We start from the raw sequence: 25,527 nt of genomic DNA on the forward strand, positions 1-25,527 counted from the left end.
TAAGAGAAATACGATGCAAACAAAAGACATGAGGCTTTATTTTATTGATGCTATCAGGGCTTGGGCAATTTTAATGATGCTCCAAGGGCATTTTATCGATGGGCTTCTTGATAATGCTTTTAGAGATAATTCCAATGTTGTATTCAGTATTTGGAAGTATTTTAGAGGAATCACCGCACCCGTATTCTTTACGGTTTCTGGATTCATATTCACCTATTTGTTGATAAAAGTTCCAGCATTGGGGTGGGACAACCCGAGAGTGAAAAAAGGTATAAGAAGAGGATTCCAACTCTTAATTATCGGTTATCTTTTACGAATAAATCTTTTAGGCCTATTCCAAGGTGAAATCTACGATTCGTTTTATCTAGTAGACGTGCTGCATTGTATTGGGCTTTCTATACTAGGTATTATTGGTATTTATGTCCTAACTGCCAATCATAGAAAATGGTTGTTTCCTACAGTGCTATTAACAGTTACCACTTTACTGTTTGTTTTTGAACCGTACTACAAAACAGTGAATTTTTATTTATTACCGCAGTGGATAGCCAATTACTTCACAAAGGCCAATGGTTCTGTTTTCACTATTTTACCTTGGTTTGGTTATGCAACCTTCGGTAGCTTTATGGCTATTATATTTAAAAAATATAGTAGTAATAGAAACCTTTATTCCTATGCCATAGGTATTTCACTAGTTTTAGGAGCACTTTTAATCTTTGGCTCCTCTGAACTCTTTTTAACAGTTTCCAAGGTAACCGGAATTCAGCTATTCGCTGATATCTTTTTCAACAATTATTTATTCATACGATTAGGTGATGTCTTAGTGGTGTTCGCTGTATTTATGCTCTTACGAAAATTTCTTACCAATAAAGTTGGGTTAAAATTAGGGCAGAGCACCCTCTCTATATATGTTGTGCATTTCATTATTCTTTATGGAAGTTTTACAGGATTAGGCCTCTATGGCTTCTTCAACCATAGTTTATCTCCAGGGACAGTTACCGCGAGTGCCATTTTATTCATGGTCGTTTGCGCTTACCTAGCACTACTTTACGAAAGCAATAAGGTATTTATAAAAGCAGCTGTCAACAAATTTATAGGTACTATTAAATTACCTGTAGAACGCGTAACTCTAGTAAGTTTTGGTCTTGTTAGGTTCCTTTCCCTCAAAATTTTGAGACTATTTGGACTGACTAAAAATTAGTACCTTCTCAAGTTTAACTCCCTCTTTTTATCTAAATTGACGAAAAATCAATAGTTATGGAAGATAAAAAATATGCCCCCATTGCGGTAGACTTAGAAAAGGATAAGCGTTACGCTTGGTGCACTTGTAGCCATAGTGCCAACCAACCCTTTTGTGACGGTGCGCATAGAGCACATAATAAACCGCCATCGTTAGGGTTTAGTGTTGATGAAGATAAGCAGGCTTATCTGTGTACTTGTAAAAAGACCGCCAATCCTCCCTATTGTGATGGGTCTCATAATGCGTAATACAACCGCTATACTCTCTATTTCAGTGCTCTTTTATTAAAGTCCTGTTAAACCGCTAAGTATTTGGCTAATTAAACGACATAATTCATAAAACTTCTATGATTATGTTTAAATCTGTAGCTTGGCTGACCTTTTTCGGTTTTTCAATTAGTCTTATTTCGCTATTTTTTTTATTATCAAGGCAGTCAGAACATAAAGCTAGCAACATAGAAGACGAAGAAGTGTTGATTACGGTTGATGTACCTATTTCCGATTTTCTGAGTTTAGCCACCACTGGCGATGAAAAAATTATTGACGCCTTAATTCTTAAAATTGATAAAAATTGGGAAGAGCGCTATGAAATTATGGTTCTAGAGACCCTCTATTTTTCTAATGACTCCAGAGTTAGGTCGTCACTTAGAAAATTACTGGAGAAAAAAGCCAAGCTAGAAATAGAAGTTAATTTTGATAAAACGTTTCAATATATCTGGAACAAAAAAGAGAGTTACTCTAAAGACTACTTTGAATTCAAAGCGCAGCTTCATCAAGCTATAGATTCCAAATTCTATAAGTACTTTTCAGGTAGGGCCGACCAGAGTAAAATACGTTTAGATGAAGTACGTTGGGGCGGAGTTCTGCAAGATGGTATTCCTCCTTTACGAAATCCACTAATGATACCTGCTAACCAAGCAACTTATTTAAACGATGACGATATAGTTTTTGGTATTGCTATCAATGGAGATGTTAGAGCTTATCCCAAGCGTATTCTTGCCTGGCACGAAATGTTCGTGGATACGGTAGGGGAAGTACCCGTTGCCGGAGTATACTGCACCTTATGCGGTACGGTAATACTATACAAGACACAACACAAAGGGATTAATTACGAACTGGGCACTAGTGGTTTCCTATATCGTTCTAATAAATTAATGTATGATAAAAAGACACAATCGCTTTGGAGTACTTTGGAAGGAGAACCTGTAATAGGTCCATTAACGAATAAAGGCATACAATTAGACTTTTTAAGTGTTGTTACCACCACCTGGGGAGATTGGAAAACACTACATCCCAACACTAGCGTTTTATCAACAAATACGGGTCACAGAAGAGATTACGGTGAAGGTGTTGCCTATAAAAATTATTTTAGCACGGATGAACTTATGTTTACTATTCCAAAAATAGATACCTCTCTAAAGAACAAAGATGAAATCCTCTCCGTTCGCTTACCCGATGTTACCACAGAAAACTATGCGATTTCTAGTAAATTCTTGAAAAAGAATCCTATTTATCAAGCTAATATTGCTAACGAGTCTTATGTCGTTTTTACTGATAAAAGTGGTGCGCACCGCACTTATTTTTCTAAAGGAATTCATTTTATCGACTATGATAACAAGATTACTGCTACAGATAATTCTGGAACTATATGGAAATTACAAGAAGAGCAGCTAATAAGTAGTAACGGAAAAGTTCTAGAAAGATTAGCCACCCACAATGCTTTCTGGTTCGGCTACAAAGCTGCGTTTCCGAATACAATTTTAGTGAAGTAATTATCCAAAAGGCAATTGCCCTGGATATGTCAATCTTCAATGTTAATACTAAATATGCAAGGCTCTATCTTCAGTAGCAGCCAATGCCGCTTCTTTAACAGCCTCTGCATAGGTTGGATGTGCGTGACTCATACGAGCAATATCCTCTGCTGATGCCCGGAATTCCATTGCCGTAACAGCTTCAGTAATTAAATCTGCACAGCGTGCTCCAATCATATGCACTCCAAGAACTTCGTCGGTAGTTTTATCAGCAAGTATTTTTACGAATCCGTCTATATCCATACTTGCCCTAGACCTACCCAATGCTCTCATAGGAAACTGACCCACCTTATAGGCAACGCCAGCATCTTTTAGTTCTTCCTCGGTCTTACCGACCGCAGCGACTTCCGGCCAAGTATACACGACACCTGGAATCAAATTATAATCAATATGTGGTTTTTGTCCCGCTAATTGCTCTGCGACCAAAGTTCCTTCTTCTTCTGCCTTATGGGCTAACATAGCTCCTTTTACCACGTCGCCGATAGCATAGATATTTGAAATATTTGTTTTCAAATGACCATCTACTTCAACTCTACCCCTATCATCTAACTTTACTCCGGCAGCTTCAACATTAAGTCCGTCCGTATAAGGCTTTCTTCCAACGGATACCAGACAATAATCACCTTCAAAAACAACTTCTTTTCCTTTTTTATCGTCGGCCTTTATAATCACCGTATCGTCTTTACGTTCTACTGATTTCACTTTATGAGATAAGGCAAACTTTACTTTTTGCTTTTTCATCACTTTCGCCAGTTCCTTAGAAAGCGCCGCATCCATACCGGGAATAATACGGTCCATATACTCTACAACAGTTACCTCTGCCCCCAGTCGCTTATACACTTGGCCAAGTTCCAATCCTATAACTCCACCACCAATAACGATCATATGCTTAGGAATCTCCTTAAGTTTTAAAGCCTCGGTAGAAGTTATAATTCGTTCTTTATCTAACTTTATAAAAGGCAAAGTAGATGGTTTTGAGCCAGTTGCAATGATAATATTTTTAGCTTCGATGGTTTCTGTTTTGCCATCGTTCTTTTTGATGTTCACATGAGTAGCATCCTTAAAACTACCCAAGCCTTCATGAACGACTATCTTATTCTTATCCATCAAGAATTGAATGCCTTTGGTAGTCATATCTACAACGCCCTGCTTTCTAGCGATCATCTGTTCTAGATTTACCTTAACCTCTCCGGGGATTTCTATACCATGCTCCGCGAAATGCTTTACGGCATCCTCATAATGGTGAGAAGAATCCAACAAGGCCTTAGAAGGTATACAACCTACGTTGAGACAGGTGCCACCTAGTGTGGCGTATTTTTCAATTATCGCAGTTTTCATTCCTAATTGCGCACAACGAATGGCGGCTACATATCCTCCAGGTCCTGAGCCGATAACGGCTACATCATATTGATTCATAAAAATGGATTATGGTCTATTAAAATTTGTCTAACAAAAATACGAATGTTTTATAGGACTACAAGACCGAATTTAATTCAAAACCTTAAAGTATGGGAACTGCTGTACTATGCTTTACTTCATTAATAGAAAATGAACTTTGCGTGCTACCTATATGTTGTAGCGTGGTCAGCTTTGAAATCATAAACTCTCTATAGGCCGGCATGTCCTGTACATGAATCTTAATCAAATAATCATAATCGCCGCTTAAATGATAGCATTCCACAACTTCATTTAGTTTTAGCACATCTTTTTCAAATTGTTGAATATTAGCTCTGGTATGTTGTATTAGTTTAACGTGGCAAAAAACTGTAAAACTCCGATTGATCAACTCCTTGTTCAGCAATGCTACATATCCGTGAATTGTATTGGATTTCTCTAACCGCTTAATTCGCTCATACACGGCGGTGTTGGAGAGTCCGAGCCTTAAAGCATACTCCTTTGTTGTTTTTTTACAATCTTCTTGTAGTAACCCCATTAGTTTAAGGTCAATTTCGTCAAATTTCATAATTGATAATTTTTCTCTATTCGCTTTCCAAAAAGAACCTATTTAGAATAAAAATCTAATATAATAATAAACATTAGAAGTATTATCTAAATATTATTATATAGATTGATTAAATAATCATATAAATCTATATTTAATGATAAATAAACTAAAATGAACAAGAAAGCAGCAAACGATTTACAGGATTTACAATACTTTGGAGAGTATGGAGGTGTTAATCCGTCCGTATCCGACTCCTCTACCTATACTTTTCTATCGGCTAAAACCATGTTCGATACTTTTGAAGGAAATACCGAGGGTTGTTATTTGTACAGTAGGCACTCCTCCCCTTCCAATCTTTACCTGGGTGAAGCATTGGCAGCTTTAGAAGGTACGGAAACAGCAAACGTTACTGCCAGTGGAATGGGTGCCATAACCGCAGTTATAATGGAACTATGTAATGCGGGCGATCATATTGTCAGCAGCAGAACCATATACGGAGGCACCTATGCTTTTATGAAAAATTTCCTGAAAAAGTTTAACGTTAGTACTTCCTTTCTTGACATCACGGACTTAAAAGCTGTGGCCGAAAGCATAACCCCGAAAACAAAAATGATTTATTGCGAAAGTGTAAGCAACCCCTTGTTGGAAGTCGCTGACATTATAGCTTTGTCCAAAATAGCTACAACCAACAATATACCGTTGGTGGTAGACAATACCTTTTCTCCACTAACGATAAGCCCTGCCAAACTCGGTGCCGATATTGTTATTCATAGCTTAACAAAATTTATTAACGGCACAAGTGATTGCGTTGCCGGTGTAGTGTGTGGTACAAAAGAATTCTGCCTAAGCCTAAAAGATGTAAATAGTGGAGCTGGAATGCTTTTGGGAAGCACGCTGGACAGTTTACGAGGAGCCTCTATTCTTAAAAATATGCGTACCCTACACATACGAATGAAGAAGCACAGTGAAAATGCACAATTTCTATCCCAGAAATTTGAACAAGACGGATTGCGGGTAGTATATCCAGGTCTAGAATCTCATCAGGGACATTTGACAATGAAAGGTCAAATGAATCTACAATATGGCTACGGTGGTCTTATGACCATAGATGTTGGTACGCTAGAAAAAGCCAATGCACTTATGGAAATGATGCAAGAAAAAAAACTGGGTTACCTCGCCGTAAGTTTAGGTTTTTATAAAACTTTGTTTAGTGCCCCTGGAACATCTACTTCTTCCGAAATACCAATGGAAGAACAGGCAGCCATGGGATTGGGAGATGGTCTTATTCGTTTTTCCGTTGGTCTGGATGATGATATTCAAAGAACATACAATCTTATGAAAGCCTGTATGGTACATCTTGGAATTTTAAAATCAGAACGTGTAGAAGCGTAAAGCCATAGATAGACAGGTTTGCACATCCGTGGCATAAATCGTAATATTACCAGATAACCAAACCAAAACTAAATGGCCCAGCAAAGTTCCAATAAACATAGGCAAAACGAAAATATTGTTGAAAACAGAGCATTGAGCATCTATGAGGCTTTAATTCCTGTAATTGCTTTGGTGGGGATGCTTGCTTATAATGTTTATGTATTTGGAGACGATGCATTAAGTGGTTCCAATCAGTTTATTTTATTGTTAGGAGGTGCTGTAGCAGCGATAGTAGGTTTTAGAAATAAAGTATCGTATAAACAGATGCTTGCCGAAGTTGCTGAAAATGTAAAATCGACCACAGGGGCATTGCTCATATTATTAATGGTAGGAGCGCTAGCAGGCACTTGGCTTATTAGTGGTATTATTCCAGCAATGATTTATTACGGCCTACAAATTTTAAACCCTACTATATTCTTAGCAGCTTGTGTGATAATATGCGCTATTATTTCCATCGCCACCGGAAGTAGCTGGACTACAGCTGCCACCGTTGGTATTGCATTGATTGGGATTGGGGACGCATTGGGCATATCTTTGGGAATGACAGCTGGGGCTGTACTTTCTGGAGCTTATTTTGGTGATAAATTATCTCCTTTAAGTGACACGACCAATCTGGCACCTGCGATGGCCGGAGGAGAATTATTCAGCCATATCAAGTATATGACCATTACCACCGTTCCCACAATAGCAGTGACCTTAATTGTATTTATCATTATAGGATTAAATATCGATACTTCAGGAACGGCTGACGTAGACGGTATATTGGCTTCGGTAAATGCTACCTTTAATATTAACGGATGGTTATTTTTAGTTCCAATAGCGGTTATTTTTCTTATTGTTAAAAAAACACCTCCCTTAGCCGCTTTACTGATTGGAACATTACTAGGTGCTTTATTTGCAATTATATTTCAACCTGATGTTGTAGCAGGGATAACCAATACTAAAGAATTGACTTTTGAATCCGGTTATAAGGGTGTGCTAAAGGCGATAACCGTAAAAACATCAATACCTACCGATAATGATGCCTTAAACGATTTATTTTCGGCAAAAGGTATGGAGGGTATGCTCGGCACTATATGGCTTATAGTCTGCGCTATGGTTTTTGGAGGCATCATGGATGGTATCGGTGCTTTAGCCAGAATCAGTCGTGCCTTATTAAGCTTAGCTAAGACCACATTTGGTCTTTTTGCCAGCACTGTAGCCAGTTGTTTGGCATTGAACGTAACCGCTTCTGACCAATATCTCGCTATTGTAGTTCCAGGGAAAATGTTCTCAAAAGCGTATGCAGATAGAGGCCTTGCACCAGAAAACCTCAGTAGAACCTTGGAAGATTCCGGGACTGTAACTTCTGTACTGGTACCATGGAATACCTGCGGAGCATATCATAGCGGAGTACTTGGCGTTAGTGTTATGGAATACTTCGTTTACGCTATATTCAACTGGCTAAGTCCTATCATGACCTTAATCTTTGCAGGACTGGGAATTAAGATAAAACAATTGGTAGCTAAAAAGGAAGACTAAGGTTTTCAGTAGAACCAAGAAGACCTTGCTATAATTGTTTCATATTTTTATTGCATTTCCCTTATATATCCTTTCTATATTTTATAATTTCACATACTAATTATAAAAATATAGCATATGGCTTCCGTAACCCTTAAAGGAAATACAATAAATACACTAGGAACTTTACCATCAACGGGTAGTAAAGCCCCAGAATTTCAACTTACTAAAAACGATTTATCTACTGTTGCACTATCTGATTACAAAGGTAGTCGAGTAGTACTTAATATCTTCCCTAGCGTAGATACAGGCACCTGTGCACAATCCGTTAGACAATTTAATCAAGAAGCTGCTGAGTTAGATAACACTATTGTTCTTTGCATATCTAAAGATTTACCTTTTGCACAAGCTCGTTTTTGTGGAGCAGAAGGCATTGATAATGTAGAAATGTTATCCGATTTTAGAGATGGTAATTTTGGTAAAGCATATAATTTAGAATTTACCGATGGTCCACTAGCCCCTTTACACTCTAGAGCTGTTGTCGTAGTTGATGAAAACGGAAAGGTGATTCATACCGAACAAGTTCCAGAAATAGTGGACGAACCAAATTACAAGGCTGCTCTAGAAGCACTTATGAACTAAAGAAGTATACGCACAGATCATGCCCAAAGAATCTTTTTTGGTCAACCGACTAAAAAGTGTAGGTTATGCCCTTCGGGGTGCCCTACTGCTTATTAGAACGGAAGCCAGTATTAAAATACAGGTCTTCATCACCCTAGTGATGACGGCCCTTGGTTTTTATTATGATATATCCAACACAGAATGGATACTTCAAATATTCGCTATAGCAATGGTATTAGGTGTGGAAGGAATGAACACGGCAGTGGAAAAAGTGGCAGATTATATTCAACCGGAGTTTGACCCAAAAATTGGTTTTATCAAGGATATTTCTGCCGGAGCAGTGATGTTAGTTTCCATTGCAGCTTCCATTATCGGCTGTATCATTTATATCCCAAAGATTTTTTAATAGTGCTATACAAACCGCTTAGATAGCAAATAACTTCGAGGCAAGTCCACGAGACATAGAAAGAAAAATTAACACTGATTTCGACTAAAGCGTCTGGGTATTTTAAATCTGGATTATCGAGTAAATTTGTATTTTTACCCCTAGAATAAAAGAATCCATGGCAAAAAAGGCTACCAAGACAAAGCCAAAATCAAAACCGATAAAAAAGAAAATTTCCTTTAGATTATCAAAGCAAAATAAGATAATCCTCGGAAGTCTTTTGGTACTTTTTAGTATCGCCCTGTTTTTCTCTTTTATTTCTTTCTATTTTACTTGGCAAGATGATCAAAGCCTACTTACGGAATTCAATGACCGTAATGAACAAGCTAAAAATCTATTGAACAAATTTGGCGCTAGCGTTAGTCACTTCTTTGTTTACAAGGGTTTCGGGATTGCCTCATTGATTATTCCATTTTTATTATGCTTATCAGGCATCTATTTATTTTTAGGTTTAGACCGAAAAGGAATGCTGAAAAAATGGATATGGGGATTAATTTTCCTAATATGGATTTCTATAGCATTTGGTTTTTTCGCCCTGGAAAGACCGCTATTAGGTGGACTCGTAGGTTACGAAATGAATGATTTTCTACAAGATTATACGGGAAAAATAGGGGTGCTTCTATTACTTGTTTTTGGTTTAATTTTTATCATGGTACGTTTATTTAAAATCACTCCCGAAGGTATTGGTCAGTATTTTAAATCAAAGAAACAAGCGCTACGTTCTGAATTTGAGGTGGCGAAAGAAAAACCTACAGAAACACAAGTATCAATTTCAAAAGAAGAAGAAATCCCAGTTGTTATCGACACCTATACACATAAAAAAGACATCCCGACCATAACAAATCCCGTAGCGGAAAAAGAGTTGGAAGTAACCCTACCACAAGAGGAAGAAGAACTGGCAATGAAGGTTGAGAAAGTTGTGGAGGAGCCAGAAGAGTTAGATTTATTGGCAAACAAACTGGTAGACGATTTTGGAGAATTTGACCCCACACTAGAGCTTGGTAATTATAAGTTCCCAACAATTGAACTATTGGACCAACATGGGGTAACAGGAGGAATTACCATAAATCAAGAGGAATTAGAAGAAAATAAAAACAAAATTGTAGATACCCTTAAAAACTACAAGATTGGGATTGCACAGATAAAGGCCACTATTGGCCCTACGGTTACCTTGTATGAAATAGTACCAGAAGCCGGTGTGCGTATATCTAAAATTAAAAACCTTGAGGATGATATTGCCCTATCCTTAGCAGCACTTGGCATTCGAATTATTGCTCCTATTCCCGGTAAGGGAACTATAGGTATTGAAGTGCCTAATAAAAATGCAACTATTGTCTCCATGCGTTCGGCAATAGCTTCCAGTAAATTCCAAAAGGCGGAAATGGAATTACCCATTGCTTTTGGTAAAACCATAAGTAATGAAACATTCGTAGTGGATTTGGCAAAAATGCCCCATTTACTAATGGCAGGTGCCACTGGACAAGGAAAATCGGTAGGCCTCAATGCGGTTCTCACATCCTTGCTTTATAAAAAGCACCCAGCGGAAGTAAAATTCATTTTAGTAGACCCTAAAAAAGTAGAACTAACACTTTACAATAAAATAGAACGTCATTTCTTAGCCAAACTTCCAGATTCTGAAGAGGCTATTATAACGGACAATACAAAGGTTATTAATACATTGAATTCCCTTTGTATTGAGATGGACAATAGATATGAGCTGCTAAAGAAGGCGATGGTCCGAAACCTAAAAGAGTATAATACCAAGTTTAAGGCTAGAAAACTTAACCCGAACGATGGCCATAAGTTTTTACCTTATATCGTACTGGTGATTGATGAGTTCGCTGATTTAATTATGACCGCCGGAAAAGAAGTTGAAACTCCAGTGGCAAGATTGGCACAATTAGCAAGGGCAATTGGCATACACTTGATCATAGCCACTCAAAGACCCTCGGTAAACGTAATTACGGGTCTTATTAAAGCAAATTTCCCTGCACGTATAGCCTTTAGGGTAACTTCTAAAATAGATTCTAGAACCATTTTAGACGCTCAGGGCGCCGATCAGCTTATAGGTCGTGGGGATATGCTTTATACGCAAGGTAATGATGTAACCCGTATTCAATGTGCTTTTGTGGATACCCCGGAAGTCGCTAAAATCGTGGAATATATAGGAAGTCAAAGAGCTTATCCGGAGGCGCATGAACTGCCGGAGTATGTTGGTGAAGAATCTGGCACGAGTGTTGCTATTGATATCGCTGACAGGGACAAAATGTTCCGAGAGGCGGCAGAGGTCATCGTAATTGCCCAGCAAGGTTCGGCTTCTTTAATACAGAGAAAACTGAAACTAGGTTATAACAGGGCAGGTAGAATTATTGATCAGCTTGAAGCCGCAGGAATAGTCGGTCAATTTGAAGGGAGTAAGGCCAGACAAGTGCTTATACCAGACATGATCGCATTAGAACAATTTTTTAATAATGAAGGTAATTAATTACAATATGAAGAAATTATTATTTTTAGCATCACTAGTTTTAACCGCCGGGTTTGCACAGGCACAAGATGCCGCAAAAGCAAAGGCGCTATTAGATGATGTGTACAATAAAGTTAAAGGCTACGATAACATTTATGTAGATTTCAAGTTTGCCTTAGACAATGCCGAAGCTGGTATTAAGCAAGAAACAAGAGGAGATGTTACGCTATCTGGAGAAAAATACCTTTTTAATTATTTGGGATCGCAGCAATTATTCGATGGAAGCAAAGTGTACACTATAGTCCCTGAAAATGAAGAAGTAACCATTGAAGACCAATCCACCGAAGAAGACGCTATTACACCCTCTAAAATGCTTACTTTTTATAAAGAAGGACATAATTATTCATGGGATATCTTACAAAACGTTCAAGGAAGAAAAATACAATATGTAAAATTGACCCCAATAGATTCTAACTCCGAAATAAAGAGTAGACTACTCGGTATTGATGTAAACACAAAACATATTTATAAGCTCATTGAAACCGGAAATAACGGAACCAAAACTACTATTACTGTTAATTCTTTTAAAACAGATCAGCCAGTTTCAGAGACCTTATTTACCTTTGATAATAAGAAGTACACAGATGCTGGGTACTACATAATTAAGAATTAGGGCTTTTGAGGATTCTAGACCGGTATATACTATCAAGGTTCGCATTTAATTTTTTCAGTTCGTTTGTTATATTGATGTTCATCTTTATATTTCAAACGATTTGGCTCTTTATAGACGATCTTGCAGGTAAAGGTTTGGATATTATCATTATAGGGAAGTTCCTTTTTTATCTAATGCCAGATTTAACCGAGAAAGTGCTCCCGCTCACCGTTTTACTATCATCCATATTAACATTCGGAACCTTTGCTGAAAATTATGAGTTTGCGGCCATGAAAGCTTCAGGCATATCATTACAAAGGTCCATGTTCAGTTTAATCATTTTTGTGACCATTCTTGGTGGAGTTACCTTCTTCTTTGCCAATAATGTGATACCCTTATCACAACGAAAAATTTATAACCTAAGAAAAAATATTGCTAAGGTAAAGCCAGCCGCCGCTGTTTCAGAGGGTATTTTCAGTGATTTTGAAGGAATGAATATCAAGGTCGATGAAAAATATGGTGAGAATGATCGGTTCCTAAGAAACGTAATCATACATAAAAAGACCAAATCGAATATCAACAGTACCGTGATAAAAGCTAAAACGGGAGAACTTATTAGTAGTGAAACTTCGGATATTATTCAGTTGGTTTTAACGGACGGTCATTATTATGAGGAAGTAGAGTCCAAGAAAAATAAGTTTAAATATCCCTTTGCCGAAGCTAGTTTTGACACGTATATTATGAATATTGAGGTTCCCGAGCTAGACAACGAAGATTTAGAGGAGGACAGAAATATAAGTACCGCCAAAATGAAAAATATAAGTCGACTATCAAAAGATATTGATTCCATTAAAACGGACAACTTTAGAATAGTGCGTGCTTTCTCAAAGAACATTACCAGTAGAATGGGCCTATTTGCCCCCCTTGTAACTAAAGACACTTCAATCGTTAAGAGCAAAGAACGGTTAGAAAAAGACTCGATAACGGCAGCAAAGGTAGCCTTACTAAGACAAAACAAACCTAAACAAGATTCTATCAATGCGGACTTTTTGCATTTGTTTCCTGATTGGCAACGGATACAGGTACTCACTAGCGCTAAAAATGCCGCAACCGGAATATTAGGCTCCGTGACCGGCAAGAAGGATGAAATTCAAAAAAGATATAAAAATTATAATCTTCACATTTTATCCTTACATAATAAATATGCACTGGCTTTTTCTTGTATTATTTTGTTTTTCGTAGGAGCTCCTTTGGGTGCCATTATCAGGAAAGGTGGATTAGGACTGCCTATGGTTATTGCCATTGTTCTTTTTCTCGTTTATTACTTCATAGGAGTTTTTGCGGGAAATTATGCTAAAGAAGGAAACATTCATCCTATGCTAGGTGCGTGGGTTTCTACACTGATTATGCTACCTTTGGGCTATTATTTGACCAAAAGAGCTACAGAAGATAAAGGAATGACCAATTTTGGTGCTGTAACGGATTTCTTCAAAAATCTGTTCCGCAAAAAGAAAGAAACCGATTAGATGTTAGTACGTATGCCAAAGACAGTTGAGCTAAATACCATAGAAGAAGCAATTGCCGATATTCGTGAAGGCAAGGTTATTATAGTGGTAGATGATGAGAATAGGGAAAATGAAGGGGATTTTTTGGCAGCGGCAGAGTTGGCTACGCCAGAAACGGTCAATTTCATGGCAACCCACGGGAAAGGACTTATTTGCGCTCCGTTAACCGAGGGAAGATGCAAGGAACTTGGGCTTCACATGATGGTGAGTAATAATACGGACCCCATGGAAACCGCCTTTACCGTATCGGTAGATTTAAGAGGAAACGGAGTTACCACAGGCATATCCGCATCCGATAGGTCCAAGACAGTTTGCGCACTTACCGAAAATGATACCAAACCGCATGATCTGGCCAGACCTGGTCATATCTTTCCATTAGTGGCTAAAGAAGGTGGTGTTTTAAGAAGAACAGGTCATACGGAGGCTGCAATAGATTTTGCCCGCTTAGCGGGATTAAAACCTGCCGGTATTATCGTCGAAATCATGAACGATGATGGCAGTATGGCTCGTTTACCGCAGCTGATGAAGGTGGCAGAAAAATTCGACTTAAAAATAGTTTCCATCGAGGACTTGGTCGCTTACAGAATGGAGCACGATAGTTTAATAGATAAGGAGAATGATTTTGAAATAAAAACGCGCTTTGGAGACTACAGACTAAGGGCGTACAAACAGACCACGAATAATCACGTGCATATTGCACTTACCAAAGGAAATTGGACTAAAGATGAAAAAGTGCTTACCCGAATTAATTCAACATTGATCAATAACGATATTCTTGGCACCTTGACCAATAGTCCTGACCAAAAGTTAGAGAATATGTTCAACGCGGTGAACAAAGAAGGAAAGGGTGCAATTGTTTTCATCAACCAAGACGCAGCTTCCCTAAATTTATTGAGCAGGTTGGCAGAACTACAGGAGTTACAGAAAGCGGGAGTATCAAAAGCTCCAAAGATAGAAATGGATGCTCGTGATTTCGGAATCGGCGCACAAATTCTACATGATTTAGGCATCACCAAAATGCGTTTACTGACCAATAGTAGGCAAGGAAAACGCGTGGGTATCGTAGGTTATGGCCTTGAGATTGTTGACTATGTCACCTATTAGCAGGGAAGTTTACAGTATTTCTGAAATAACCGATTTCATTTTCTGGCCACGCTCAGCTACTTCTTCGGCACTCCAACTTAATTTTACCAAAACGGAAATGGTTCTCCCCATCCAATGATCTGATTTGGAAAAATCAGATTTCGTATAATCCGGTAATCGCTCCGAAACTTCGTTAGGAAGCTTACCTAAGGATTTTAAAGTGGTTAAGTGCTCCCATTTCTTGTAGTAATGCCAATTGTTATCAAACCAATAAAAACAAGCATCAACACCATTTTCAATCAATGCTTCATGTGTTTTTTTGGCAATTTTTTGGGTGGGCAAAAAGAAATTTAAAAAAGAATAATTCGCTATCCCACCAGCAGGAACCCTTCTAAAAGTCACCCCATTAATCCCCGTTATCTGGTTTTTCAAAACGGTGTAGTTCTTCTTTTGAATAGCTACGAACTCATCCAATCGTTCTACTTGAGCACAACCTACCGCCGCATTTAATTCTGATATTCTAAAATTATAGCCCAAGAAAGGATGTGATTCTGCTCCCCTATCGTTACCAACATGGTCATGCCCATGGTCAGAGTAATGGTCCGCATTACGATAATATTTCTCGTTATTTGTTATTAAAGCACCACCTTCTCCACAAGTTATGGTTTTTACATAATCAAAAGAGAAACAGCCTAAATCGCCATAACTGCCTAAAGGTTTACCTTCAAAACTACCACCAATTGCCTGGCAGGCATCTTCTAAGAGTAATAAATCATGTTTTTCACAGATAACTTTCAATGCTTTTAAATTGGCCATGGAGCCGCACATATGTACGGGCATGACCACTTTGGTATGCTCGGTAATCGCAGCTTCGACCGCAGCAGGATCCAAGGTTAAAGTGTCATCAATATCAACTAGAACAGGTATGGCCCCCAGCGCAAGAATTGACTCAAAACTGGCCACAAAAGTGAAAGTGGGCATTATAACCTCGTCCCCGGCCCCTATACCGGCACTAACCAAGGCCACAGTGAGTGCAGCAGTACCGCTACTGACCAATTGCACATATTCCGTCTGCATTCTTTTGGATAAAGAAGCTTCTAATTCCTTAGCCTTCCATTGACCATTTCGCATTCCGTCAAAACCATAGCGCATAAGCACTCCTGTATCCAACACAGATTGTACTTGTGCTTTCTCGCTATCTCCAAACAATTCAAATCCAGGCATATCTTATTCCATATAAAATTAAAAAAACCACAATTTTACAGCCATCGCTACGACCATAATCACTAAAAATACTTTAATAAATCCGTCACCTTTCTTAACAGAGTATCTACTTGCAAGCCATGCTCCGCTGCCGTTTCCAATAGCTAAAATTAAACCAATCTTCCAATTTACTTTATCATTAAAGGCAAAAACTGCCAAAGCAGAAATCATATATAGAAAAACGACCGAAACCTTAGTGGCGTTTGATCGCACCAAGGACATCCTATTAACGTAATGTAAAAACAAAATCATTAAAAAGCCTAGACCTGCGTTAATGAATCCGCCATAAATTCCGAAAAAAAAGAACACCGCAATACCAATCCAAAGATATTTTCCGGTAAGACGTTCCTCTAAATCCTTTACATTAATTTTTGGACTGAAAATGATTATAAACACTACCGAAATCATTACAATGGCTAGTATTCTATTGAAAACTTCGCCCTTAATATCCACCGCGATATAAGCACCTATTATAGACCCAACAAATGCCGCTATTCCCAAATAGGCATTAAAAGGAAATGTAGAGATTCCTTTACTCTTAAAACCTGCTGTGGCAAGTGCGGTTTGTATTACAATAGCTACCCTGTTGGTACCGTTTGCAATATTTGAAGGAAGACCCAGAAAAATAAGAACGGGAAGCGATAATAAGGACCCACCGCCCGCGACCGTATTTATAAAACCTACAGCAAAACCCACCACTACAAGTAAGGGGTAATGATACCATTCCTCCATGATGCAAAAATAAAGGGTTGTGTGGTATTTAACTAGAAAATAATTTTTCTTGCAGATAGCCAAATTACCATTCGTTATTCCCTGCAATCACCCCTCAGTGTTCCCAGATAGGAAATCCAATACATCAAAACGCTTCTGGATGCACCTAGCATCTTTTTTCGTTTTCCTTCGAATGAGAATGCTATGCTTTCTGTCTGCACAAAACGAAAAAAGCTCCACCCTGTGGGTGAAGCTTTTTGATGCGGAGAAAGAGGGATTCGAACCCCCGGAGGTGTGACCCTCAACAGTTTTCAAGACTGCCGCATTCGACCACTCTGCCATTTCTCCAAGTGTCTCATCAAGTATTCCCTGAATGCGGGTGCAAATATAAAAACCTTTTTCTTTGTATTAAAGACTTTTTCGATAAATAAATCTTTAAAAGAGATAAAGTAAAGTATCTAATTATTGCCTATTCCACATATCCTTGGTAATTTTTCATCCCACTAGTAGATAAACATGAAAACTCCTTTAGTTAGCATAGTAATACCTTTTAAGAACACAGGTTCCTTTCTAGAAGCCTGTCTTAATTCTATCATAGCGCAGACATTCATAAACTGGGAAGTCTTGGCGGTAAATGATGCATCAAGCGATAGGAGCTTAGCTATTGTTCAAAATTATGCGAGCAAAGACCGGAGAATAAAAGTTTTTCATAATAATGGCCAGGGTATTATTGAAGCGCTGAGAACTGCATATACTTTTAGCGAAGGTAAATTTATAACTAGAATGGATTCTGATGACCTAATGATGCCAGAGCGCTTAAAAATAATGGTTACAGATTTAGAAAATAAAGGGAAAGGTCATGTAGCCGTTGGACAAGTAAAATACTTTTCTAAAAAAGGTATCAGTAATGGCTATCAACGCTATGAGAAGTGGCTAAATGCTTTAACTTTAAAGGGGACTAATTACTCAGAACTATATAAAGAATGTGTTATCCCCTCCCCTTGTTGGATGGTACATAAGAGCGATTTAGAGTTATGCGGAGCCTTTGAACCCAATGAATACCCAGAAGATTATGACCTTGCTTTCAGATTTTACGAACATGGGCTAAAGATTATCCCAAGCGAACATGTTTTACTAAAATGGAGAGACTATGACCATAGAACCTCTAGAACCAGTGCCCACTACGCCCACAATTACTTCTTGGATATAAAGCTTCGATACTTCATAAAACTTCATTTAAACCGAGACGGAAATTTGGTCGTTTGGGGAGCCGGAAATAAAGGAAAACGTATCGCAACAATACTAATCGATAGAAAAATCCCCTTTCACTGGATATGCAATAACCCCAAAAAGATTGGGAGAGAAATTTATGGTAAAATACTTTTACCAATTAATTCCTTAGAAAATATACCAAACACGCAAAGTATTATTACCGTTGCAAACGAAGAGGAGCAACAGCATATACATAACTATTTTGATAAGTGCGGAAAAATCTCCATGAAAGATTATTTCTTTTTCTGTTAAACCAACTTAAGGGAATTGAAACTTAACAGCTAGGTTATTTTAGCGTTAAACAGACTGTTTTATTAGGAATCAACTTCTATATTTTAGTTATCTTTGAGCAATCAAAATAAGGAATGCAGTTTAAACATCCAGAACTTCTTTGGGCCCTTTTTCTTCTACTTATTCCTATTATTATCCATCTATTTCAACTCCGAAGATTTAAGAGAACGCCTTTTACCAATGTAAAACTTCTTAAAAGTATCGTCTCAAAATCAAGAAAAAGTAGCACCTTAAAAAAATGGTTATTACTCTTTTCTCGATTAGGTATTTTAGCCGGACTGGTTCTAGCCTTTGCACAACCCTTTAATGCCAGCGATAGCGCAGTTAAAGAAAAAGAGAATATCTTTTACCTCGATAATTCCTTTAGTATGCATGCAAAAACAGCTAATGCAACTTTATTTCAAAATACTGTTCAGGAATTTATAAAGCGTATCCCAAAGGATGAAAAATTTCATTTGTTTACAAATGACGATACCTTTTTAGATGTTGAAATAAATGATATTAAGAATAATTTATTGGAGATACAGCCCAGTTCCCAACAGTTATCCCTAAAAGAAATTTCCTTAAAGGCAGCTGCACATTTTACAAATGACAATTCCACACAGAAGAATACGATAATCATATCTGATTTTCAACAGCGCTTGGGAACATTTCCCAAGGATAGTACCACCAATACCAATATATATTACATTAACCCACTCAGTAACACGATTAACAATATTGCAATTGATTCTATTTATACAAAATCCAACGCTAACGGCAGTATAGACTTAACGGCACTAATTAGTGCAAATTATGAGCTTGAGACAACAGCAGTATCCCTATATAACGGTGATAAATTAATAGCAAAAACGGCCGCCGGTTTTAATAAGAATTCTAAAGCAAATGTCCTATTTTCCATTCCATCCAACGAAGAGATCAACGGAAAAATAGTGCTTACAGATATTGGTTTATCCTATGATAATGAGTTTTACTTTAATATAAATATTCCCGAAAAAATTAAGGTTTTGGATATCGGGCCCACATCCAGTTTACTACGGCGAATTTTTACGGAACCACAGTTTAAATATGTAAAAGCTGATTTAAAACAATTAAATTATGGAGCGTTACAGACCTATGACCTTATCGTAATCAACGAACTTAAGGCAATACCCACAGGTCTTACCACTGCCCTACAGTCATTTACAAATGAGGGTGGAAGTTTAGTCATTATCCCAGCACCCGAAATAGATTTGTCATCGTACAATAAGTTAACGTCCTTCTATTTCAATACCACCTTAGGGTCCAAAACCGAACAAGAAGTCGCGATTTCTACTATAAAGTTCGGGCATCCGCTCTACACCAATGTATTTGAGAAAAATGTATCTAATTTTCAATATCCTTCCGTAACGGGCTATTACCAGTTAAAGACAAATGCCACAGAAGCCCTTTCTTTACAGAACGATGCCCCTTTCTTAATAGGTGCTGATAACGTATTTATTTTTGCCACATCCTTACTAGAAACTAACTTTAAAAATTCTCCCTTAATAGTTCCTACTTTTTACAATATGGGAGCGAATAGTTTAAAATCCTCATCGCTCTATAGCACCATTGGAAAATTGACGCAAATAGATGCTCCCTACATCCTAAATAAGGACAATGTTCTTAAGGTGGTTGGTGATGATTATGAATTTATCCCTCAGCAAAGGGTCCTTCCAAAAAAGACCAGATTATCTTTTCAGGAGAATCCTAAGACAAGTGGAATTTATCGAATAATTGATAACGACAAAGTTTTGCAAAACATAAGTTTCAACTACGACAGAAAAGAAAGTGACTTGTCCTATTTGGACTTCGCTGGCGTGCCTTCAACAGCTGTAAATAAATCTATCGCCGATTTTTTTGAAATCACTCAAAAACAAAATACGATAAATGAGTTTTGGAAATGGTTTGCTATTTTAGCACTGCTATTCGTTATTACGGAAACCATTCTTCAAAGATTTTTAAAGTAACTTCAAAATGAACAAGCAAATAAGCGCATGAACGTACTCTTAAAATCAGCAAAAATCATCAATCCCAGCACCATAGGTGTACATCTTAAAAAACGGGACATCCTAATTAAAAATGGAGTTATTCAAAAAATTGCTTCGAGTATTGAGCCACCAGCAAAAACCAAAATAGTATCCCATAAGAACCTTCACGTATCTATAGGCTGGTTTGATAGTAGCGTAAGTTTTGGGGAGCCTGGTTATGAAGAAAGGGAGACTATTAGCAATGGTCTTAAAACAGCTGCCAGTAGTGGTTTCACGGATATTATATTAAACCCTACCAGTAATCCCGTGCCAGATACCAGCTCGGCAATTGTATTTCTTAAAAATGCTGCAAAAAACTCACTAACAAGATTACACCCTTTAGGGAACCTAACGGTAAAAGGTGAAGGAGAGGCCCTAGCGGAGCTGTATGATATGAAAAACGCAGGTGCACTAGGGTTTTACGATTACAAATCGGCCATTTCAAATCCTAACTTGCTAAAAATAGCATTGCAGTATGCCCAAAATTTTAAAGGCACGGTTTTTTCTTTTCCATTAGATGGACAGATAGCGGGAAAGGGTATTGTTAATGAAGGTGTCACGAGTACCAAATTAGGTTTAAAAGGTATACCTGCATTAGCTGAGGAACTCCAAATAGCTCGGGATTTATTTATCCTTGAATATACAGCGGGTAAACTTCACATTCCTACCATTAGCACTGAAAATTCGGTCAAACTAATAGCTGCAGGCAAGAAGAAGGGACTGCAGGTAACCTGTAGTGTGGCTATCCATAACCTATTGTTCAAAGATGATAGCTTAATAGATTTTGATTCTAATTACAAGGTAATGCCACCTTTACGTACCAAGGAAGATAGGAACGCATTGTTAAAGGGGGTAAAAAATGGCACTATAGATTTTGTAACATCGGACCATACACCCTTGAATATTGAGCTAAAACAGGTAGAATTTGATAATGCCGCTTTTGGAACCATAGGATTAGAAAGTTACTTCGGTTCCTTGAATTCACTATTTGAAATCGAAGAGGTTATCCATATCCTTACGAAAGGGCGATCTATTTTTGGCTTAGAAACTCCTGAACTAAAAGAGGGAGCATCAGCATGTATAACCCTTTTTGAACCGGAGACCGAATATGAATTCTCGAAAGATTTGATAATGAGTACCTCTAAGAACAGTATGTTTTTAGGAAAGTCTATGAAAGGTAAAGTCTTAGGAACTATAGTTGAAGATACTATGGTATTAAATTTTTAGCATGAAAGATTCAAAAACAGTTGAAGGAAAGACTACCGCTATTGTCGCTTATTTGACTATAGTTGGTGCGTTAATTGCCTTATCTATGAATTCGGAACCCAAACATGACTTTGCAAGATTTCATACAAGACAAGCCTTTGGTTTACATCTATTGTTCATTTCTTTTGGCATTCTCTCCAATAACTGGGGAAATCTTTATTCATTTTTTGGATTATTCCTCTGCTATTCCATCTTATGGGTTTACGGCTTCAGTGGCGTACTTAGCAACAAAAAATTAGAAGTACCAGTAATAGGTTCCTACTTTCAAAAATGGTTTACATTTATACAATAGCACAATACAATGACAACAGCTCCCCTATCTTTAGAACATATCATAAGACCTTCTTCATTAACTACAAAAAAGATACCCGTGCTTTTTATGCTGCACGGATACGGAAGTAACGAAGAAGATTTGTTTTCCTTCGCGGCAGAACTACCTGAGGAACTGTGCATTATTTCGGTTAGAGCACCATATATTTTACAGCCTTTTGGTTATGCTTGGTATGCCATTAATTTTGATGCCGAAAATGGAAAATGGAGCGATGATGCACAGGCCATTACCTCAAGGGATAAAATTGTTTCCTTTATAGAACAAGCCTGTAAAGCCTATAACCTAGATACCGAAAACGTAACTTTACTCGGTTTTAGTCAGGGAACTATTTTAAGCTATGCCGTAGCACTCTCCTACCCTAGTAAAATTAAGCGCGTAATTGCCCTAAGTGGTTATATTAACGAAGGGATATTAGCAGAAGACTATGAAAGTAAGGAGCATTCTAAATTGCAGATTTATGCATCACATGGGCAAGTAGACCAAGTAATACCGATTGAATGGGCACAAAAAGCCCCGATACTATTGTCTAAATTGAAAGTACCTCACGTTTTTGAAGAGTACCCTACTGGGCACGGAGTAGCACCACAAAATTTCTACGCTTTTAAAAATTGGCTTGAGGAAAGACGCTAATTACTTTTTGTATAGAGTAAATGGTCTATTAAAGTAAAATCAACGCCTAAATCATCCTTTAGCTCATATTTTACCAAAAGTTCGCCCCAATACTTTCCATCGGAAAAATCGGTTAAGATCCATTTATGGTTCAATACTTTAATTTTATTTATTTTGAAATCACTTTCCATACCCGCATAAGGTATTAAAGGATTGTCGCCTTTGGATTCGTTCGTTTCCAACAATTTATCAGCGATATAACCAGCAGGGTTTTCTAGATTTAAATGATCATAGTATGCCAATGCGTCATCATTGTTTTCCAAAGAAAAGTACTGCATCTCTAAAACACGTAGTTCTGATTGTTGTAAGGAGTCTTTTAAATCAACAATCTCCGTTTTAAACTTTTCAATTGACGTGTTATTGGCATCTGCCATTTTACCACTACTAACAAAGAGATACAAACAAATTAGTGAGACAAAAATAAATAGGTAAAGAAATATTTTACTTTTCATAAATTATAGTTCAATGGTGAGATTATCATAAGCTAAGTGCACATTATTCGGTAAACTTTTTTCTACTTCTTCATGGAAGCCTAAATGATGACTTATATGGGTAAAATAAGCTTTTTCTGGTTTTACTTGGTTTACAAAATCCAAGGCTTCCTCTAAATTAAAATGAGATTGATGTGCTTCTATACGCAGCGCATTGACCACTAAAACCTTAGAACCTTTAATTTTGTCAATTTCTGCGCTTTCCATGGATTTTACATCAGTCAAATATGTAAAATCCCCAACTCGATATCCAAAAATCTTCAATCTATTATGTAAAGCCTGTATAGGGGTTACCGGCATTCCCCCAAGTTTAAAACTTTTATTTTTTTTAACGATATTCACGGTAACAGCAGGTGCTCCAGGATACCTATCCTTTTTACTGAAAATATAATCAAAACGGCGTTTTAATGACTTCACAACCCGTTTACGGGCATAAATAGGAATATCTCCCTGTCTAAAAAAGAAAGGTCTAATATCGTCTATACCCGCAGTATGATCAGCGTGCTCGTGCGTAAATAAAATTCCATCTAGTTTAGCTACTTTATTTGTAAGCATCTGTTGTCTAAAATCAGGTCCACAGTCGATAGTGAAATTATGTGACCCCCAAGAAAGTAAGACGGATACTCTTAGTCTTTTATCCCTTGGATCACTACTTAAACAAACAGGATGGCTACTTCCAATAATGGGAATACCCTGAGAAGTTCCGGTACCTAAGAAAGTGATTTTAAGTTTATCGTTCATCCAAAACAAAGTTAAGCCATATTTGATTACTAGCAACTAAGAATAAATTATAGCACAAGCCGTTTAACTATAATAACCAAAGATTATTTTGAAAATAATCCCTAAAAACTAATTACAAATTTTCTTACGGTTTAGGCTGTAGGTAGTTTGTTCTTTTTAACTTTGTTAAAAGCAAATTCATAAAAATAATGGCTTCAGTTCGAAAGAAAGATAGTGCCTTCGAAAATATTCCTTCCATAAAGGCGAAAACTTTAAGAATAAACTTAAACCCCGACATTTACGGAACCTTTGCCGAAATTGGAGCGGGCCAAGAAACGGCACGTCATTTTTTTAGATCGGGAGGCGCATCAGGAACTATTGCCAAGGCCATGAGTGCTTACGATAAGGATTTTAGTGATGCTATTTATGGTATTGAAGAAGATGGTAGATACGTAACACAAGCACGATTAAAAACAATGCTCTCTCATGAAATGAATTTGATGGAAGAGCGTATTAGTAGAGAAAAACACCCAGAAAGATTGTTTTTTTCATACGCCAATACGGTTGCTACCATAGATTTTTCAAAACGATATAAGGGACATGGTTGGGTAGGAATTCGTTATCAGTTAGACCCTAATCAAAAAGAATTTGATGAAATTATTCTTCATATCCGTTTTAAACAGAATGAAGCGCGGCTGCAACAAGAAACCTTGGGAACATTGGGTGTTAATCTAATCTATGGTGCTTTTTATAAGTATCACAAGCCTAGAAAAATGCTTAAATACCTTTATGATCATATAGATAAGGATACGGTAGAAATTGACATGGTCAATTTCAATGGTCCTAGTTTTAAGGATGTGGATAATAGGTTAATGAGTCTGCAGTTGATACGGAATGACATGACCGATGCCGTTATGTTTGGCCCTGATGGTAATAATGTATTACCAGCAGCAGTACTTTATAAAAAGAATATTCTTGCGCTTCGTGGTAGTTTTAGACCCGTTACGAAGGTAAACCTAGACATGTTCGAAAAATCTCACGATATTTTTATTCGTGACCCTCAGGTAGATCAAGATAATAGTATTGTTATTTTTGAAATTACCCTATCCAATTTAAAAGCATCGGGAGAAATTGATGAACAAGATTTTATGGACCGGGCGGAACTGCTATGTTCTTTGGGACATTCCGTAATGATTTCAAAATTCCAAGAATACTATAAACTCGTAGAGTATTTACATAACTACACAAAAAATAGAATTGGCCTTACGATGGGCGTAAACAATTTGGTAGACATTTTTGATGAGAAATATTACCGTCATTTAAGTGGTGGTATTTTAGAAGCCTTTGGAAAACTGTTCTTTAAAGATTTACAAGTGTACCTCTACCCTATGAAGAATACGGAAACAGGTCAGGTTATGACAAGTAATAATGTAAAAGTACACCCACGTATGAAAGAGCTTTACAAGTTCTTTAAATACAATGGCAAAGTGATGGACATTATTGACTATGAGCCAGAAATAATGCATATTTTCTCTAGAGATGTATTAAAAAGAATTATGAACGGAGAAGAAGGATGGGAAGAGATGTTACCGGAAGGTATCGCCGAAATCATTAAAAAGAAAAAACTTTTCACTAGAAAAGACCCGAAAGAAATTACAGCAACGAAGTAATAAAGTTTATAGTAAATTACCTCGGGACAAGCCCATGAGACA

The 25,527-nt window shown here is 37.4% G+C and carries 23 protein-coding genes and 1 tRNA gene; 17 read left to right on the forward strand and 7 right to left on the reverse strand.

Annotation, left to right across the window (positions count from 1 at the left end):
• The first annotated feature begins 13 nt into the window (after positions 1–13).
• From SJY09_RS05960 to SJY09_RS05970, 3 genes are all read left to right on the forward strand, one after another.
• Entirely contained in the window at positions 14–1,198 is a 1,185-nt protein-coding gene (locus SJY09_RS05960; protein ID WP_396638048.1) for a heparan-alpha-glucosaminide N-acetyltransferase domain-containing protein, read from the forward strand.
• A 56-nt stretch (positions 1,199–1,254) separates the two neighbouring features.
• The gene (locus SJY09_RS05965; RefSeq protein WP_396638049.1) at positions 1,255–1,485 is read left to right on the forward strand and encodes a CDGSH iron-sulfur domain-containing protein; all 231 of its coding nucleotides are present in this window, start codon (positions 1,255–1,257) and stop codon (positions 1,483–1,485) included.
• Positions 1,486–1,589: 104 nt separating this feature from the next.
• Positions 1,590–3,008 (forward strand): DUF3179 domain-containing protein, encoded by a 1,419-nt coding sequence (locus tag SJY09_RS05970; protein WP_396638050.1) that lies wholly within the window; start codon positions 1,590–1,592, stop codon positions 3,006–3,008.
• 48 nt (positions 3,009–3,056) lie between these two features.
• On the opposite strand, the gene lpdA is transcribed toward SJY09_RS05970, so the two are convergent.
• Positions 3,057–4,463: a dihydrolipoyl dehydrogenase gene (gene lpdA, locus SJY09_RS05975; protein WP_396638051.1), complete on the reverse strand. Its 1,407-nt coding sequence runs from the start codon at positions 4,461–4,463 to the stop codon at positions 3,057–3,059.
• An 85-nt stretch (positions 4,464–4,548) separates the two neighbouring features.
• Entirely contained in the window at positions 4,549–5,010 is a 462-nt protein-coding gene (locus SJY09_RS05980) for an Lrp/AsnC family transcriptional regulator (protein WP_396638052.1), read from the reverse strand.
• 153 nt (positions 5,011–5,163) lie between these two features.
• On the opposite strand from SJY09_RS05980, the gene SJY09_RS05985 reads away from it, so the two are divergent.
• The 8 genes from SJY09_RS05985 (at position 5,164) to ribB (ending at position 14,774) form a co-directional block, all read left to right on the forward strand.
• The gene (locus tag SJY09_RS05985) at positions 5,164–6,384 is read left to right on the forward strand and encodes an aminotransferase class I/II-fold pyridoxal phosphate-dependent enzyme (RefSeq protein ID WP_396638053.1); all 1,221 of its coding nucleotides are present in this window, start codon (positions 5,164–5,166) and stop codon (positions 6,382–6,384) included.
• A 72-nt stretch (positions 6,385–6,456) separates the two neighbouring features.
• Positions 6,457–7,944: a Na+/H+ antiporter NhaC gene (gene nhaC, locus SJY09_RS05990; RefSeq protein WP_396638054.1), complete on the forward strand. Its 1,488-nt coding sequence runs from the start codon at positions 6,457–6,459 to the stop codon at positions 7,942–7,944.
• Positions 7,945–8,061: 117 nt separating this feature from the next.
• A complete protein-coding gene (gene tpx / locus SJY09_RS05995) occupies positions 8,062–8,565 on the forward strand; it encodes a thiol peroxidase (RefSeq protein WP_396638055.1) in 504 nt (167 codons plus the stop codon).
• A 19-nt stretch (positions 8,566–8,584) separates the two neighbouring features.
• Complete coding sequence (locus SJY09_RS06000) at positions 8,585–8,950, forward strand: diacylglycerol kinase (RefSeq protein WP_396638056.1); 366 nt, start codon at positions 8,585–8,587, stop codon at positions 8,948–8,950.
• A gap of 157 nt (positions 8,951–9,107) precedes the next feature.
• Positions 9,108–11,474 (forward strand): DNA translocase FtsK 4TM domain-containing protein, encoded by a 2,367-nt coding sequence (locus tag SJY09_RS06005; RefSeq protein WP_396638057.1) that lies wholly within the window; start codon positions 9,108–9,110, stop codon positions 11,472–11,474.
• Positions 11,475–11,481: 7 nt separating this feature from the next.
• Entirely contained in the window at positions 11,482–12,126 is a 645-nt protein-coding gene (locus SJY09_RS06010) for an outer membrane lipoprotein carrier protein LolA (protein WP_396638058.1), read from the forward strand.
• Positions 12,127–12,131: 5 nt separating this feature from the next.
• A complete protein-coding gene (locus SJY09_RS06015) occupies positions 12,132–13,631 on the forward strand; it encodes an LptF/LptG family permease (protein ID WP_396638059.1) in 1,500 nt (499 codons plus the stop codon).
• A gap of 12 nt (positions 13,632–13,643) precedes the next feature.
• A complete protein-coding gene (gene ribB / locus SJY09_RS06020) occupies positions 13,644–14,774 on the forward strand; it encodes a 3,4-dihydroxy-2-butanone-4-phosphate synthase (RefSeq protein WP_396638060.1) in 1,131 nt (376 codons plus the stop codon).
• 9 nt (positions 14,775–14,783) lie between these two features.
• Here the strand turns inward: ribB and SJY09_RS06025 are convergent, their stop codons facing one another.
• From SJY09_RS06025 to SJY09_RS06035, 3 genes are all read right to left on the reverse strand, one after another.
• Positions 14,784–15,977 (reverse strand): DegT/DnrJ/EryC1/StrS family aminotransferase, encoded by a 1,194-nt coding sequence (locus tag SJY09_RS06025; protein WP_396638061.1) that lies wholly within the window; start codon positions 15,975–15,977, stop codon positions 14,784–14,786.
• A gap of 18 nt (positions 15,978–15,995) precedes the next feature.
• A complete protein-coding gene (locus SJY09_RS06030) occupies positions 15,996–16,748 on the reverse strand; it encodes a sulfite exporter TauE/SafE family protein (RefSeq protein WP_396638062.1) in 753 nt (250 codons plus the stop codon).
• 242 nt (positions 16,749–16,990) lie between these two features.
• A tRNA-Ser gene (locus SJY09_RS06035) sits at positions 16,991–17,075 on the reverse strand.
• A gap of 168 nt (positions 17,076–17,243) precedes the next feature.
• Between SJY09_RS06035 and SJY09_RS06040 the strand changes: the two genes are divergently transcribed.
• The 5 genes from SJY09_RS06040 (at position 17,244) to SJY09_RS06060 (ending at position 22,565) form a co-directional block, all read left to right on the forward strand.
• Positions 17,244–18,251, forward strand: a complete 1,008-nt coding sequence (locus SJY09_RS06040) for a glycosyltransferase (protein ID WP_396638063.1) — start codon at positions 17,244–17,246, stop codon at positions 18,249–18,251.
• A gap of 113 nt (positions 18,252–18,364) precedes the next feature.
• Positions 18,365–20,278 carry a BatA domain-containing protein gene (locus SJY09_RS06045; protein WP_396638064.1) on the forward strand — a complete coding sequence of 638 codons (1,914 nt, stop codon included), beginning with the start codon at positions 18,365–18,367 and terminating at the stop codon, positions 20,276–20,278.
• A gap of 27 nt (positions 20,279–20,305) precedes the next feature.
• The gene (locus SJY09_RS06050) at positions 20,306–21,565 is read left to right on the forward strand and encodes a dihydroorotase family protein (RefSeq protein ID WP_396638065.1); all 1,260 of its coding nucleotides are present in this window, start codon (positions 20,306–20,308) and stop codon (positions 21,563–21,565) included.
• Position 21,566: 1 nt separating this feature from the next.
• Positions 21,567–21,896, forward strand: a complete 330-nt coding sequence (locus SJY09_RS06055) for a hypothetical protein (protein ID WP_396638066.1) — start codon at positions 21,567–21,569, stop codon at positions 21,894–21,896.
• Between the two features lie 9 nt (positions 21,897–21,905).
• Positions 21,906–22,565, forward strand: coding sequence for an alpha/beta hydrolase (locus tag SJY09_RS06060; RefSeq protein WP_396638067.1), 660 nt, complete (start codon positions 21,906–21,908; stop codon positions 22,563–22,565).
• On the opposite strand, the gene SJY09_RS06065 is transcribed toward SJY09_RS06060, so the two are convergent.
• Both SJY09_RS06065 and SJY09_RS06070 read right to left on the reverse strand, forming a co-directional pair.
• A complete protein-coding gene (locus tag SJY09_RS06065) occupies positions 22,562–23,056 on the reverse strand; it encodes a hydrolase (RefSeq protein WP_396638068.1) in 495 nt (164 codons plus the stop codon). The two genes, SJY09_RS06060 and SJY09_RS06065, sit on opposite strands and share 4 nt — an antisense overlap.
• Positions 23,057–23,059: 3 nt before the next feature.
• Positions 23,060–23,836 carry an MBL fold metallo-hydrolase gene (locus SJY09_RS06070; protein ID WP_396638069.1) on the reverse strand — a complete coding sequence of 259 codons (777 nt, stop codon included), beginning with the start codon at positions 23,834–23,836 and terminating at the stop codon, positions 23,060–23,062.
• A 188-nt stretch (positions 23,837–24,024) separates the two neighbouring features.
• On the opposite strand from SJY09_RS06070, the gene SJY09_RS06075 reads away from it, so the two are divergent.
• The gene (locus tag SJY09_RS06075; protein WP_396638070.1) at positions 24,025–25,485 is read left to right on the forward strand and encodes a TonB-dependent receptor; all 1,461 of its coding nucleotides are present in this window, start codon (positions 24,025–24,027) and stop codon (positions 25,483–25,485) included.
• The last annotated feature ends 42 nt before the right edge of the window (positions 25,486–25,527 follow it).

It is taken from the genome of Maribacter sp. R77961 (assembly GCF_044594925.1).
GTDB lineage: Bacteria > Bacteroidota > Bacteroidia > Flavobacteriales > Flavobacteriaceae > Maribacter.